Raw genomic sequence first — 16264 nt, forward strand, 5'->3', positions numbered from 1 at the left:
CAGGGGAGTTCGTGGATGCGTCGTTGCGGTTGCTGAGGCCTGGTGGACGGTTTGTGGAGATGGGGTTGCTGGATCGCCGCGACCCCGAGCAGGTAACCGTCGAACACCCGGGAGTCACCTACCGCGGTTTCATGCTCATGGATGTGGACCCCGATCGGCTCCAGGAGATCCTGACCTGCATTGTCGATCTTTTCGAGGCGAATGTGCTCACTGCGTCTCCACTCACCGCATGGGATATACGGGATGTGCCGGAGGCGTTGCGGTTGATGAGTCAGGCCCGGCATATCGGGAAGAACGTGCTCACCGTGCCGACGCCGCTGGCGCCCGAGGGCACGGTGTTGATCACCGGTGGCACGGGGGGATTGGGCGCGTTGGCGGCCCGGCATCTGGTGACCGAGTACGGGGTGCGCAGGCTGATATTGACCAGCAGACGCGGCCCGGATGCACCCGGTGCGGGGCAGTTGCGTGACGAGCTCGTCGCCCTCGGTGCGCATGTGGACGTGGTCGCCTGTGACGCGGCCGACCGGGCCGCGGTGGATGCGGTACTGGCGGCGATCCCGCTGGAGTATCCGTTGACCGGTGTCGTGCATCTGGCCGGGGTACTGGCCGACGCACTTCTGGAGAACATGACCGCGGAGCGGATCGAGCAGGTGTTACGGCCGAAGGTGGACGCGGCGTGGAATCTGCACGAGGCGACGCGGCATGCGGATCTGTCGATGTTCGTGTTGTATTCCTCGATCGCGGGCGTGATCGGTAATGCGGGGCAAGCCAATTACGCGGCGGCCAATGCGTTCCTCGACGCGCTGGCACACCACCGGCACGTGAACGGTCTACCCGCGACCTCCATCGCCTGGGGGCCGTGGCAGCAGAGCACCGGCATGACGCGGGAGCTCGCTGACGCCGACTTCGCTCGCTTGCGGCGGGAGGGTTTCCCGCCGCTGGGCGAGGGGGAGGGGATGGCGCTGTTCGACGCCGCACTCGCGGGTGGCGCGTCGGCGTTCGTCGCGGCCCGCGTCGACCGGTCCGCGCTCACGGAGAGCGGCGATCACGACCCCCGTCCGATCATGCGCGACCTACTGGGACCCGCCCGGCGCCGAGCCGAGGCCGTGCTGGGTGGATCGCCCCAAACGGTGCACCGCCTGGCGGGCCTGTCGACGGCCGAGCAGGACCGTATCGTCCTCGACCTGATCCGCAGCGAGGCCGCGGCGGTTCTCGGTGGCGACGCCGAGACCATCGCCGCCGACAAACCCTTCAGCGATATCGGATTCGACTCACTCGGTGTCATGGAATTCCGCAACCGGCTGAAATCGGCCCTCGGCGTCCAGGTTCCCGCGACCGCGATGTTCGACTACCCGACTCCGATGGATCTGGCCGGCTACCTCCGTCAGGAGCTCGCTCCGGTGGAGGACCCCGCGAAACGGATCACGGCCGAAGTCGAAGCGCTGGCCCGCAGTTTCGCCTCCGCCGACCTGTCCGCCGCCGACCGGTCGTCACTGGCGAGCACCTTGTCCGCCCTGCTGCGCGAACTCGAAGGCAGGGACGCCGGGGATGTCGATCCAGGTGGGGACGCCGACCACCTCGACACCGCCGACGATGACGAACTCTTCGAATTCATCGACAACCTCAGCTGAACTTGCGCGATCAGGAGCCCACCGATGGCCGACACCGACGAACTACGCCGCTACCTCAAGAAGACCGCGAAGGAGCTCTACGAGACCAAACAACACCTGCGCGAACTCACCGATCGAACGCGTGAGCCCATCGCCATCGTCGGCATGGCCTGCCGGTACCCCGGCGGAGTTCGTTCACCCGAGGATTTGTGGCGCGTCGCCGCCGAGGGCGTGGACGCCGTCGGAGTGTATCCCTCCGACCGTGGCTGGGATCTGGAGCGGTTGTTCGATCCCGATCCGGACGTACCTGGGACGATCTACACACGCGAGGGCGGATTCCTCGACTCCGTAGCCGATTTCGACGCGGGTTTCTTCGGCATCAGCCCGCGCGAGGCCGCCGCGATGGACCCACAGCAGCGTCTGATGCTCGAGGCTGCCTGGGAGGCGCTGGAAGACGCCGGCATCGACCCCGCATCGCTACGCGGCAGCGATACCGGCGTTTTCGCCGGGGTGGCCCACCAGAACTACGGGCCCCGCGTCGGCTCCCCGGATATCACGGCCGAAACGGAAGGCCATGTGTATCTCGGTGTTTCCAGCAGTGTGCTGTCGGGCAGGATCGCCTACACCCTCGGGCTGGAGGGTCCGGCCGTCTCGATCGACACGGCATGCTCGTCGTCGCTGGTCGCCCTGCATCTCGCGTGCCGGGCGCTGCGCAACGGTGACGCCACCCTCGCCCTCGCAGGCGGGGTCACCGTGATGTCGGACCCGTCCCTCCTCATCGCGTTCGCGCGCCAGCGCGCCCTCTCACCCGACGGCCGGTGCCGGGCGTTCGCGGCGGCGGCCAACGGGACGGGCTTCTCCGAGGGGCTCGGCGTGCTGGTGCTCGAACGGCTCTCCGACGCACGGCGGCTCGGGCACACTGTCCTGGCGGTCGTCCGTGGCAGCGCCATCAACCAGGACGGCGCGAGCAACGGGCTGACCGCGCCGAACGGACCGTCGCAGGAAGCCGTTATCGGGCAGGCGTTGCGCGACGCGGGCCTCGAGCCCGCGGATGTCGACGCGGTGGAGGCGCACGGCACGGGCACGATGCTGGGCGATCCGATCGAGGCCCGGGCCCTGATCAACGCCTACGGCGCCCGGCAGACCGACGTGCCTTTGCGTCTGGGGTCGCTGAAATCCAATATCGGTCACACTTCGGCCGCGGCTGGTGTCGGCGGAGTGATCAAGATGGTGCAGGCCATGCGGCACGAAGTGCTGCCGAAGACCCTGCACATCGACGCGCCAACCCCCCATGTGGACTGGTCGGCGGGTACGGTTCGGCTGCTGAAGGAGAGCGAGCCGTGGCCCGCTGGAGCGAGGGTTCGCCGCGCGGGCGTGTCCTCCTTCGGCGCCAGCGGTACCAACGCCCACGTCGTCCTGGAGGAAGCTCCCGCCGACCCCGCTCCCGCTGAGGCAGACTCCGAACCTGGTCCCACGGAGCAGGCAGGGTCGAATCACACATCAGTGGAAACGATTCCGTTACTGTTGTCGGCGGCTTCCGGCGCGGCCCTGCGGGCACAGGCTGATCGCCTGCGGCAGTGGATGGCGGACGGTCCGGAGGCGGACCCGCGGGATATCGCGCATTCGCTGCTCACCTCCCGTGCCCGGCTGGGGTGGCGCGGCGCGGTCGTCGGCCGCGACCGGGACGAACTCCTGGACGGTCTGGTGGCACTCGCCGAGGGGCGTCCCGCGCCGGGCGTCGTCGAGGGTCGCGCGGGCTCGGGGCGCACGGCGTTCCTGTTCACCGGTCAGGGTGCGCAACGCGCCGGGATGGGGCGAGAACTGTACGCCGCGTTCCCGGTGTTCGCCGCGGAACTGGACAGGGTGTGTGCCGAGTTCGATCCGCTGCTCGGACGTTCATTGAAGGACCTGATCCGCACCGAAGCACCGGCTGGCGACAGCGCGCTGGGACCGCTCGATCGAACCGAGTTCACCCAGCCCGCCCTGTTCGCCTTCGAGGTGGCGTTGTACCGGCTCGTCGAATCATTCGGCCTGACACCGGATGTGCTGCTCGGCCATTCCATCGGTGAACTCGCGGCGGCGTATGTCGCCGGTGTGTGGTCGCTGCCCGACGCATGTGTGCTGGTGGCGGCGCGGGGGCGGCTGATGGGCGGACTGCCTGCGGGCGGCGCGATGCTGGCCGCGGCGTTGTCGGAAGACGAGGCAGCCGCCGCGCTCGATGGATACCTCGACCGCGTGTCGGTAGCCGCGGTGAACGGTCCCTCGTCCGTGGTGCTGTCCGGTGACGCCGACGCTGTCGCCGAGGTCGAGGGGCTCTTCAGCGACCAGGGTCGCCGGACGAACCGGCTGCGCGTCAGCCATGCCTTCCATTCGGCGCGGATGGAACCGATGCTGACCGAGTTCCGGACCGTGGCTCGCGGTGTGACCTATCGGCAGCCGACGATCCCGATCGTCTCGAATGTTTCCGGCGAACCAGCCGGTGACGAGCTGACCGATCCGGAGTACTGGGTCCGTCAGGTCCGGGCGGCGGTGCGGTTCGCACCGGGAGTCCGGGCGCTCGTCGCGAGCGGGGTCCGGCGCTTTCTGGAGGTCGGTCCCGACGCGGTGCTGGCCGCGATGACCCGTGAGTGTCTGACCGAACAACCCGATCTCGAGGCCCGCTGCACGGTGGCCGCCGCCGCGCGGCGTGGGGCGGACGAGGTCGGGCAGTTCACCGCTTTCCTGGCGGCCGCCCACGCCGCGGGCGTCGACGTGAATTGGCGTCCGGTGTTCACGGGTCAGCCGCCACGCCGAGTGCCGTTGCCTCCCTATGCCTTCCAGCGTCAGCGGTACTGGTTGCCGCCGGCCGACGGTATCGGTGACGTGGGCCGCGCCGGACTGACCGCGATGGACCATCCGCTGCTCGGCGCTGCGCTGGCCCTGGCCGGTACCGACGAGTGGCTGTTCACCGGCCGCCTGTCCACGATGTCGCAGCCGTGGCTGGCCGACCACACGGTGTTCGGCACGGTGCTGTTGCCTGGAGCCGCGTTCGTGGAGTTGGCGTTGGCGGTCGGCGTGCGACTGGATGCCGGGACGGTGGACGAACTGGTGCTCGAGGCGCCGCTGCGGTTGGACGAGGGGACCGAGGTCGATATCCAGATCAGCGTCGAATCGCCCGATGACACCGGGCGCAGAAGTTTCGTCATCGCGTCGCGGACAGTAGGTGACCGGACCGCCGGCTCCACGCACGCGCGCGGTGTGCTCGCTCCCGATACGGGGGACGCGACGGTGTCCGCCGGTACGGACGGACTGTCCCCGGACGAGGACGCGACGACCGGAGACGCGCTGTACCGCGAACTGGCCGCGCGCGGTCTCGACTACGGGTCCGCGTTCCAGGGGGTGCGCCGATTCTGGCGTCGCGGCGAGGCCGTCCTAGCCGAGGTGCGGCTCGGCGAGATGACCTCGGACGCTTCCCGTTTCGGCGTGCACCCAGCCTTGCTGGATGCCGCGCTGCACGCCGCTGTCGACGAATGGTCCGCTGATTCGGCTGCGCACCAGGCGCCGCTGCCGTTCTCCTTCAGTGGCGTGCGGTTGTACCGCGGTGGCGCGAGCGCGGCGCGGGCGCTGATCCGGCGGACGGGCACCGAGGGAATGCGGGTCGAGCTCCGCGACGATGCGGACGTGTTGCTGCTGACGGTCGATGCGCTGCGGGCGCGGCCGGTCGACAGCGACGCGGTGCGCAACGCCCGCTCCGCCGGGCCGAACGGTCTCTACGACGTGCACTGGACCGCAGTGGCATCCGGTGCACGGTCCGGCGCGGTGCGGCTGGCCGCGGTCGGCGGACCATCGCAGTGCGCTTTCGACGAACACCATCCGGATATGGCCGCGCTGGTAGGGGCCGCCGGGACCGACGCAGGGGACTCGAATGCTCGAGCGCACGCCGACGCGGTGGTGTGGTTCGCCGAGTCCGGACCTCGGCACGCGGACAGCGACGAAGCCGACAGGGTGCGCCGGAGCGTGAACACCGCGCTGGCGGCGGTGCAGTCCTGGTTGCGACTGCCCGAGTCCGGCGACACCCAACTGCTCGTGGTCACCCGCAACGGCGCCGGACTGCGTGGCGAAGATCCGGACCTGGCCGCCGCGGCGACCTGGGGTCTGCTGCGCAGCGCGCAATCGGAGCATCCCGGCCGGATCGTCCTGGTGGACGTCGACAGCGACGCGCTGGTCGCGCCCGAGCTGATCTCGGCGGCCCTCGCGACCGACGAGCCGCAGCTGGCGGCGCGTGGAGGCGAACTGCTCGCGCCCCGGCTCGCCCGGCGGGACGACGTGTCCGGCCCAGCTATCACCATGGGCATGGGCATGGGCACGGGCACGGTGTTGATCACCGGCGGCACCGGTGGATTAGGCGCCCTCGTAGCCCGGCACCTGGCCGCTACGCACGGTGTGCGGGAGCTGGTACTGGTTTCACGGCGCGGCGAACGAGCCCACGGTGTGAGTGAACTGGTGGCCGAACTTTCCGTACTCGGTGCGCGAGCGCGGGTGCTGGCCTGCGACGTCGGTGACCGCGCCGCGGTAGGTGCCCTGCTCGACCAGCTGGCCGACGGTCCCGAGCTGACCGCCGTCGTCCACGCCGCGGGCGTTCTGGACGACGCGACTCTCGACGCACTCACGCCCGACCGGGTCGAGCGGGTATTCGCGCCGAAGGTCGACGCCGCACTCCATCTCGACGAGCTCACCCGTGACCGGAACCTGTCGGCGTTCGTCCTGTTCTCGTCGATCGCCGCCGTCTTGGGCTCGGCGGGCCAGGGCAACTACGCCGCCGCGAACTCGGTGCTGGACGCGCTGGCCCGGCGCCGCGTCGCGGCGGGTCTGCCCGCAGTCTCGGTGGCCTGGGGCCCGTGGAACCAGAACGGTGGAATGACCGCCGAGCTGGGGCGCGCCGGCCTGGATCGGCTGTCCCGCATGGGCTTCCGGCCGCTGACCGAGTCCGACGGTGTCGCGCTGTTCGACCGGGCCATCGGTGCGGACACGCCGCTGGTCGCCGCCGTGGACTTCGATACCGCGGCATTGTCCGCGCAGGCTCGCGCAGGGTCGCTGCCGCGGCTGCTGCGTTCGTTGGTATCGGTGCCGCGCCGCGCCGACGGCGGTGGCGGTGATCTCGCGGCGCGGCTCGCGTCGGTGCCGCCGGACCGGCACGACGCGATCGTGCTGGATTTCGTGCGCCACCAGGTCGCCGGAGTACTGGGGCACGCCACGGGCGAACTGATCGAAGCCGACAAGCCGTTCAGCGAACTGGGATTCGATTCGCTGGGCGCGGTGGATCTGCGCAACCGCCTCACCAAGGCCACCGGTCTGCGTCTTCCGTCGACGCTCGCCTTCGATCATCCGACTTCGGCGGCCGTCGCTCGACTGCTGCGTTCCCGCATCGATGGTGTCGGGTCGAAGGTTCGCCGGTCGGACCGGCGCACGCGGGCCGACGAACCGATCGCGATCGTCGGTATGGCCTGCCGGTACCCCGGCGGTGTGGCGTCTCCGGACGACCTCTGGGAGCTGGTGGCATCGGGAACCGACGCCATCTGCGAGTTTCCGTCGGACCGCGGCTGGGATCTCGATCGTCTGATCCATCCGGATCCCGAGCACACCGGAACCTCGTACGCCAAAGAGGGCGGATTCTTGGGCCACGCGGCCGATTTCGATGCCGGATTCTTCGGCATCGGCCCGCGGGAGGCGAATGCGATGGACCCGCAGCAGCGTTTGCTGCTGGAGGTGTCCTGGGAAGCGCTCGAGCACGCGGGTATCGATCCGACATCGCTGCGGGGCACCGATACCGGCGTCTACACGGGGGTGATGTATCAGGACTACGAGGTTCTGACCCGCAAGGCCGGGCCTGAGGCCGAAGGCTATGTGGGCACCGGCTCGGCGGCGAGCGTCGTCTCGGGGCGCATCGCCTATTCACTGGGCCTGGAAGGCCCCGCGATGACGGTGGATACGGCGTGCTCGTCCTCGCTGGTGGCACTGCATGTGGCGTGCCGCGCGCTGCGGCAGGGGGAGAGTTCGCTCGCCCTGGTGGGCGGTGCGACGGTGATGGCCACCCCCACGGTGTTCGTCGAATTCTCCCGCCAGCGCGGCCTGGCCCCGGACGGGCGGTGTAAATCGTTCTCGGCCGCCGCCGACGGTGTGGCCTGGTCGGAGGGCGCGGCTGTCCTGGTGGTGGAACGGCTCTCGGACGCACGGCGGCTCGGCCACAACGTGCTCGCGGTGGTGCGCGGCAGCGCGGTGAACCAGGACGGCGCCAGCAACGGTCTCACCGCGCCGAACGGTCCGTCGCAGGAGCGGGTGATCGCGGCGGCGCTGGCCGATGCGGGACTCGGACCGTCGGACGTGGACGCCGTGGAAGCGCATGGGACCGGAACGACACTGGGCGACCCGATCGAGGCGCAGGCGTTGCTCGCCACGTACGGGCAGGGCCGTCCGGATCGCCCACTGCGTGTCGGTTCGCTCAAATCCAACATCGGGCACAGCCAGGCGGCGGCCGGCGTGGGCGGCGTGATCAAGATGGTGCAGTCCCTGCGCCATGAGATGCTGCCGAGAACCCTGCATGTGGACGAACTCTCCCCGCATGTGGACTGGACGGCCGGATCGGTGCGGGTGCTGACCGAAGCCGAGCCGTGGACCGCCGGGAGCCGGGTCCGGCGCGCGGGGGTGTCGTCGTTCGGGATCAGCGGTACGAACGCGCATGTGATCCTCGAGGAAGCGCCACCGGCCGAGCGCGACGCGCGTACGGCGGAGAACCCTGATCCGGCGGCAGGCGCCGCACTCGCCGCGGTACCGCTCGTGGTCTCCGCGAGATCCGCGGAAGGCCTGCGCGGTCAGGCCGAACGGTTGCGCTCCTGGCTGGCCGGTGAGCCGGAGATCGACTCGTGGCGGGTGGCGCGCGCGCTGCTCGACTCGCGCGCGCTACTGGATCGCCGCGGCGTGGTCGTCGGCAGCGATCGGCAGGAACTGCTCGCCGGGCTTGCCGCGCTGGCGGCGGGGGCGCCGTCCCCGCACGCGTTCGCGACAGCGGTGGTGCCGGGTACGACGGCTTTCCTGTTCACCGGTGGTGGTGCGCAGCGAGTCGGCATGGGTGCGGGCCTGTATCAGGCGTTCCCGGTCTTCGCGACCGCATTGGACGAGGTGTGTGCGGAGTTCGACCGGCATCTCGGTGGTTCGCTGCGGCAGGTGATGTTCACCGACGAGGCCGGGGTGTTGGACCGGATGGACTGGATGCAGCCCGCCTTGTTCGCGTTCGAGGTGGCGATGTTCCGGCTGCTGGAGTCGTACGGTCTCGTACCGGATGTGCTCGCGGGTCACTCGCTGGGCGAACTCGTCGCGGCGTACGTGTCCGGGGTCTGGTCACTCGCCGACGCCTGTGTGCTGGTGGCGGCGCGGGGACGGTTGATGGGAGCGGCGCCCGCGGGCGGGGCGATGCTGGCGGCCGCGGTGTCGGAGACGGAAGCGGAGGAGCTGCTGACCGGTCTCGGCGACCGGCTCGCGCTGGGGGCGGTGAACGGTCCGGAGTCGGTGGTGTTCTCCGGCTACGCCGATGCCGTCGATGAGATGCAGCGCCGGCTGACCGAGGCGGGACGCAAGAACACCCTGCTGCGGATCTCGCATGCGTCTCATTCGATGCTGATGGAGCCCATCCTCGAGGAATTCCGTGCGGTGGCCGAGGGCCTGACCTATCGCGAGTCCACCGTGCCGATCGTGTCGAACGTATCCGGTGCGCGGGTCGGCGACGAAGTGCGCGATCCGGGCTACTGGGTGGCGCAGGTGCGCAGCCGTGTGCGCTTCGCTCCCGGGGTGCGCAGTCTCCTCGACTCCGGGGTGCGGCGTTTTGTCGAGGTCGGACCGGACGCGGCGCTCACCGCGATGACCGGGGAATGCCTGGCCGAGCGACCCGACTTGGCGGCGAAGTCGCTGGTCGCGGCCTCGTCCCGGCGCTCGGTCGACGAGGTGACCCAGTTCGTCACCCTCCTCGGCCAGTCCTTCGCGGCGGGCGTACCGGTGGACCTGCGGTCGCTGCTGCCCCGAGGAGACGTACGGGTGACTCTGCCGACATATGCGTTCCAGCGCCGCCGCTATTGGGTGCAGCCTGCGCCCGAGCCCGTGGCAGGCTCGTTCGGGCATCCATTGCTGACCAGCGCGGTGCAGTTGGCGGGGAGGGACGAGTGGTTGTTCACCGGCCGGTGTTCCCTGCGCACCCAGCCGTGGATCGGCGACCACGCGGTGTTCGGCTCGGTGTTGCTGCCGGGAACGGCTTTCACGGAGATGGCACTGGCTGCGGGCGTGCATCTGGACGCAGGAGGTGTCGACGAACTGTTGTTGCAAGCCCCGCTGTTGCTCCCCGCGGGCGCCGAGATCGATCTGCAATTGAGCGTCGGGCCGCAGGACGAGGAAGGGCGACGGAGCTTCGCCGTCCACTCCCGCGCCGCGGACCAGGATTCGGCGGACGCGTGGGCGCAGCACGCGAGCGGCGTGCTGACCGCCGCCGACGATCCGGCGCCGACGTGGAGCGAACCGGTGTGGCCGCCCTCTGGCGCCGAGCCCTCGGACGGGTCGCTGTACGACCGGCTGGCGGCGCGGGGCTTCGACTACGGCCCCGGCTTCCAGGGCGTCACCGCACTGTGGACTCGCGGCGAGCAGACCTTCGCCGAGGTCTCCCTCGACGAATCCGTCAGCGTCGCGGCAGCCTCGTTCGGCATCCATCCGGCGCTGCTGGACGCTTGCCTGCACGTGGCGCTCGGCGATCTGCTCGACGGCCTGCCCGCCGAGCAAGTGTTGTTGCCCTTCTCGTTCGCCGGTGTGCGATTGGGACGATCCGGTGTCACGGCGGTGCGTGTCCGCGTCATCCGGGACGCCGACGGACGGGCCGGGATCGACATCGCCGACGATTCCGGCGCCCTCGTGGCGCGCATCGATGCGGTCACGGCCCGCCCGATCGCCGCCGACGCCTTGGCCACGGCGAGCGCGGCGCGGCGTGCGGCGCCCCTGCACCTGCGCTGGATGCGCTCGGAACTCCCCGCGTCGCCTGCCGTGTCCACCGGTGTGACGGCGACGATGGGACAGGTGCGGGTTCCCGGCATCGATTCCCACTACGCCGACGTGGCGGAAGTGGCTGCGGCCGAAGAAGTTCCGGCTGTGATCGTTTGGTCGCTCGATGAGTTGCCCTCCGTCGAGCTGGACCGGACCGGTGATTCCGTGCTCGACGGAAGTGCCCGGGTAGTGCGGCATGCGACCCTGCGGGCATGGGAATTGTTGCGGTCGTGGCTGTCCACCGAGCGGCTGGCGGACACCCGCCTCGTGGTGGCGACCCGCCGGGCGACGGGCTTGGACGGCGAGCCGGTCGATTTGGCCGCTGCCGCGGTGACCGGCCTGGTCCGTAGCGCGCAATCGGAACAACCGGGTCGGATCGTGCTCCTGGATCACGACGAGGACCTGGACGCCGACACGGTGCTCGACGTGATCCGATCAGGGCACGCCCAAGTGGCGGTCCGCGCCGGAGAGATACACCTGCCGCGCCTGTCCTATGGTGAACTACCCGCCGAAACCCTGGTTCATACAGGCGCTTTCGGCAATGGCACGGTGCTGATCACCGGCGGGACGAGCGGGTTGGGCGCCTTGATCGCGCGGCACCTGGTGGTCGCACACGGCGTCGGGCACCTGCTGCTGGTGTCGCGTCGTGGTGCGGCGGCCGATGGGGTCGCGGAGCTGGTCGCCGAGCTGGAACGGCTCGGCGCGCGGACCAGGGTCGCCGCGTGCGACGTGGCCGATCGCGCCGGCATGGCGGCCGTGCTCGAGTCGATCGGGAACGAGCACCCCTTGACGGCGGTGGTCCATTCCGCCGGCCTGATCGACGACGCCACCATCGAGACGCTGACCGAACGACAGATCGATCGTGTGCTCGCGCCCAAGGTCGACGGCGCGTTGATCCTGGACGAGCTCACCCGAGGGCACGATCTGGCCGCGTTCGTCGTATTCTCCTCGGCCGCGGCGATCCTCGGATCACCCGGACAGGGCAACTACGCGGCCGCCAACGCGGTCCTCGACGGGCTCGCGCACGCCCGCCGTGCGCAGGGGCTCCCCGCACTGTCGGTCGCCTGGGGGCTGTGGAATCAGGGCACCGGCATGACCGGCGAGATGGACCGCGCCGCGCTGGCACGGCTGGAGCGGATGGGTCTGCGGATCCTCGGTGACGCCGACGGGATGGCGCTGTTCGATGCCGCGATCGCGATGGACACGGCCGTCGTCGCCTGCGTGGAATTCGACAAGCCCGCCCTGGCAGCGCAGGGACGCGCCGGACTGCTGCCCGAGGTGCTCAGCGACCTGGTGCCCAGCCGCGCGAGACGGGCCCCGAGCGCAAGCGGGCTGCTGGCCGACCGGCTCGCCGCCGCCCCGGAGGACGAACGCGACGCGTTGGTACTCGGATTCGTTCGCGAACACGCCGCGGCGGTGCTGGGGTTCCGGTCCGCGGCTGCGATCGATCCCGAAACCCCGTTCCAGGAATTGGGTTTCGATTCATTGGGTGGCGTCGAGCTACGGAACCGGTTGTCGGAGGGCACGGGTACGCGGCTGCCGTCGACGCTGGTGTTCAACTACCCGACGGTGAGCGCGGTGGCGAAACTGCTGCGGTCGCAATGGGAGGCCACCTCGACCAGCTCGGCGATCGACGACCAGATCGCCGCGCTCACCGCGTTGTTCGCGACGCTGCCGTCCGAGGAGGACAAGGCGCGGCTGGCCGAGCGGATCCGCGCGACACTGACCGACGCCGTGGACGGAGCCGAGCCCGATTCCGATTCCCTCGGCGCTCAGGGCCGCGACGCCGTCGAGGCGGCCGCGACCGCGGACGAACTGTTCGCTCTCATCGACCAGCAGATCACCGGAAAGTAGAGGAAGCTCATGGCACCCAACGACGTGTCGAAGATCGAAGTGACCGATGGCGTGCGCTCGCTGCACCTGGAGTGGGACGATCCCGGCATCGCCGTACTCGGCATGATCCAGCTCACGCGGGACGACCTCGTCGAGCGCATTCGCACCGGTGAACTGCCGCTGCCGCCGCTGGCGAAGCTGCTCAATATCGAGGTCGTCGACGCCGAGCCGGGGCGGATGACGCTGAGTCTCACACCGGACGAGCGCCATGTGAACTTCCTCGGCGTGGTCGGTGGCGGCGTCGTCGGCACGGTGCTCGATGTCGCGATGTGGGGCGCGGTCCAGCTGTCGGTGGAGGACAAGTCCATGCTCACGACCGTGAGTATGAACACCAACCTGGTGCGCGGGGTCTCGCACACCCAGGGGCCGTTGCGGGCGGTCGCGGAGGCGGTGCATGTCGGCCGGACGACAGCGAACGCCGAAGGCCGCCTCATCGACGCCAACGGCAAGGTCTATGCGACCGCCACCGCCACATTCGTGCGGATGGGCGGCGGAAACGGCTGAATCCCCGGTCGGCCCGGGGATCTGGCCCCGGGCCCACTGTCCTCGATCAGAGTTCGGCCGCGAGCTGGGTACCCTGCTGAATGGCGCGTTCGGCGTCGAGTTCCTTCGCCTCGTCGGCGCCGCCGATGAGATGCACCCGGACACCGCGGGATTCGAGCTGGTCCTTCAGGTCGCGGACCGATTCCTGGCCCGTGCACACCACCACATTGTCGACTTCGATCACCCGGCCGCCCTGACGGTGCGGGCCGAAGCTGAGGTGCAGCCCGCGATCGTCGATCCGCTCGTAGTTGACTCCGCCGATCTGCTCGACACCGCGCGCCTCGAGCGCGGCGCGGTGGATCCAGCCGGTCGTCTTCCCCAGAGTCAGTCCGAAGGGGCCCGACTTGCGTTGCAGTAGGGTCACTTCTCGGATAGCCCGGGCGGGCCTACGAGCGCGAAGCTGGCCCGGAGCGTGGATATCGTCGGTGACACCCCACTCGTCGCGCCATTGGTCGAGTGTGAGCGCGGTGTGGTGGTTCGCGGTGAGGAACTCGCTGACATCGAAACCGATTCCGCCCGCGCCGATGACGGCCACCCGGTTGCCGACGGGCCTCTCCTTCCGGATCAATTCCGGATAGGACAGCACCATGGGGTGGTCGATGCCGAGGATGTCGGGAACGCGGGGGCGCACGCCGGTCGCCAGCACCACCTCGTCCCAGCCGCCCGCGGCGAGCTGCTCGGCGGTGGCGCGGACGTCGAGATGCACGGTGACGCCGGTGAGTTCGAGCTTTCGGCGATAGTACCGGATCGTCTCGTCGAACTCCTCCTTGCCGGGGATGCGGCGGGCGAGGTCGAACTGGCCACCGATCCGGCTCTCGGCTTCGAAGAGCGCCACCTGGTGTCCGCGTTCGGCCAGTCCGATCGCGGCCGACAACCCGGCCGGGCCGGCGCCGACGACGGCGACGCGTTTGGCCCGCTTGGTGGGCAGCAGTTGCAGCAACGTCTCATGGCAGGCGCGGGGATTCACCAGGCAGGACACGGTTTGCCGGGTGAAGGTGTGGTCCAGGCAGGCTTGGTTGCAGGCGATGCAGGTGTTGATCTCGTCCACGCGCGATTCGGCGGCCTTGTTGACCCAATCCGGGTCGGCCAGCAGTGGGCGGGCCAGGGAGATCAGGTCCGCGTCGCCGCGCGCCAGGATGTCCTCGGCGACCTCGGGCATGTTGATCCGGTTCGACGCACAGACCGGGATCGTGATGTGCTTCTTCAGCGCCGCGGTGTATCCGACGAACGCGGCCCGCGGCACCGAGGTGACGATCGTCGGTACCCGCGATTCGTGCCAGCCGATATCGGTGTTGACGACATCGACCCCGGCGGTTTCCAGCTCCTTCGCCAGGTCGATGATCTCGGCGAAGGTCTGTCCCTCCTCGACGAATTCGGCCAGCGACATCCGGAACATGATGAGTAGGTCCTCGCCGACGGCGTCCCTGGTCCGGGTGGCGACCTCGACCGGGAAACGCCGCCGGTTCGCCGCCGATCCGCCCCAGCGATCGGTCCGGGTGTTGGTGCGCGGCGCGAGGAATTGGTTGATCAGGAAGCCTTCGCCGCCCATGATCTCCACGCCGTCGTACCCGGCCAGCTGCGCCAATCGCGCGCAGCGCACGTGGTCGGCGATCGTAGTCTCGATCTCCTGCTCGGTGAATGCTCGCGGCTCGAACGCGGTGAGCGGCGACGCCACCGCCGAGGGCGCCAGATTGGTGGGAATGTTCGAATCGCGTCCACCGTGCAGGATCTGCAACGCGATCTTGCCGCCCGCTTCGTGGACTGCCTCGGTGATCGCCCGGTGCCGCTCGGCGTCGGTCTCGTCGAGCATCGCGCACGCGAACGGCCAGAGCCATCCCTCGCGACTGGGGGAGTAACCACCGGTGATGATCAACCCCACTCCGCCGCGTGCGCGTTCGGCGAAGAACGCGGCCAGCCGGTCGATGTGCCAGGGCCGGTCTTCCAGGCCAGTGTGCATGGAGCCCATCACGACTCGGTTGCGGAGCCTGACCCTCCCCAGTTGGATCGGCGACAGCAAATGAGGAAAGGCGCAGCTCATGGGATGAACCTAATGGCAGTGACGTGCCTCCGCAATCGCTGGGCGTTTCCACGTTGACGGGCGAGTTGACGCCGTCTGATGTGATGCGTCATGACCGTCCTCCCAGCGGCGAGCGCGGTAGCCGATCGAGGAATTCCGCGACCAGTGCGGCGATGTCGGGCAGATGGGTTCCAGAGCGAAGTGGCCGGTGTCGAACACGTGCAGCTCGGCTGCTTCCACTGATGAGTCTTTCTCTTGGAGATGCCGTCACTCAGTGAGAACAGGATCGCCGGCGTCAGCACGATGGAAGTGATCAACACGACGCGTAGGAAGCCATCGATTCCGGGGCCAGATGCGATTCATCCCGACGGCTGTCAGCATGCACGTTCCAACTGCGAGGAAGCTGGGCAGGATCTTGCCGTGATTGTCACCGATGAATCCGGATTCCGCCAGCCACCGGCATCTCTGGGCGCTCATCGGATGCGTCTGCCAGGTCGCGGCGACTCGCGTGACGAACCCGGCCATAAACCTGACGACCAGAGCGAGCGGGCCGCGAGCTCCTCCGCTGGTCCGGCGCAGGGGAGCGAATAAGACGACGCGACGGATCCCCGCCAGCTGGTTGGTGCCGTGTTCGAGCATCACCCACACCGCGGGGTCGGCTCCCCAGACACGTGCGTCGTGATCGGCGACCTGCTCCCGAGTGCGTTGCAAGCCCGCGTAGATCAGATGGCCCGACACGATCAACCCTCCGAGACAAGACAACTCGCGCACGGGGTCCACGGGACCGCCCGGCCAATGCCGCGAGTACATGCGCACTCCGACGACCCGCACTTTTGGTGGCTCCTTACCGGACACCGCGCGGCCGGCTCGGTCGTCGGAGAGAGGGCGGGTGTTGTCGCCGGTCAGCTATTCCGCAGCTCGCTCCCGAGTCGGGGACCAGGGGTTGCCCGAACCGGCGTCGGGGGGGCATGTCGGACCCCAAAAGCGGTGAATCGCCCGGCGCTCGCTATCGCCGGCCAGATCGCGGAAATCCGGAGCCGCCAAACCGCTTGTAGGCAACTGAAGCCGACCTACGAATTCCGCACTTTACATAGGCAATTCAGCAGGGATACCATTTGGTCTGATTCGGGCGAGGCGCCGGTTGGGC

Annotated in this window: 5 protein-coding genes; 3 read left to right on the forward strand and 2 right to left on the reverse strand. The window is 69.3% G+C overall.

Annotated elements, in window-relative coordinates; genetic code table 11:
* The 3 genes from ACGF7Y_RS33710 to ACGF7Y_RS33720 all read left to right on the forward strand — a co-directional run.
* Nucleotides 1-1631 (forward strand): SDR family NAD(P)-dependent oxidoreductase (locus ACGF7Y_RS33710; protein ID WP_393241152.1); only part of this gene is annotated, 1631 nt, incomplete at its 5' end.
* Between the two features lie 24 nt (nt 1632-1655).
* On the forward strand, nt 1656-12518 hold the full coding sequence (locus tag ACGF7Y_RS33715; protein ID WP_393241155.1) for an SDR family NAD(P)-dependent oxidoreductase: 10863 nt from the start codon (nt 1656-1658) through the stop codon (nt 12516-12518).
* A 9-nt stretch (nt 12519-12527) separates the two neighbouring features.
* Nucleotides 12528-13061, forward strand: coding sequence for a PaaI family thioesterase (locus tag ACGF7Y_RS33720; RefSeq protein WP_393241158.1), 534 nt, complete (start codon nt 12528-12530; stop codon nt 13059-13061).
* 46 nt (nt 13062-13107) lie between these two features.
* On the opposite strand, the gene ACGF7Y_RS33725 is transcribed toward ACGF7Y_RS33720, so the two are convergent.
* Both ACGF7Y_RS33725 and ACGF7Y_RS33730 read right to left on the reverse strand, forming a co-directional pair.
* On the reverse strand, nt 13108-15138 hold the full coding sequence (locus tag ACGF7Y_RS33725; RefSeq protein ID WP_393241161.1) for an FAD-dependent oxidoreductase: 2031 nt from the start codon (nt 15136-15138) through the stop codon (nt 13108-13110).
* Nucleotides 15139-15384: 246 nt separating this feature from the next.
* On the reverse strand, nt 15385-15888 hold the full coding sequence (locus ACGF7Y_RS33730; RefSeq protein ID WP_393241164.1) for a hypothetical protein: 504 nt from the start codon (nt 15886-15888) through the stop codon (nt 15385-15387).
* Nucleotides 15889-16264 lie beyond the last annotated feature (376 nt).

The sequence above is a fragment of the Nocardia sp. NPDC047654 genome, assembly GCF_043205035.1.
In the GTDB taxonomy this organism is placed as follows: Bacteria; Actinomycetota; Actinomycetes; order Mycobacteriales; family Mycobacteriaceae; genus Nocardia.

Bases quoted from the DNA above. Each gene is read 5' to 3' on its own strand.
- ACGF7Y_RS33715 (WP_393241155.1), top strand. From the start codon at position 1,656: ATGGCCGACACCGACGAACTACGCCGCTACCTCAAGAAGACCGCGAAG.
- ACGF7Y_RS33720 (WP_393241158.1), top strand. From the start codon at position 12,528: ATGGCACCCAACGACGTGTCGAAGATCGAAGTGACCGATGGCGTGCGC.
- ACGF7Y_RS33725 (WP_393241161.1), bottom strand. From the start codon at position 15,138: ATGAGCTGCGCCTTTCCTCATTTGCTGTCGCCGATCCAACTGGGGAGG.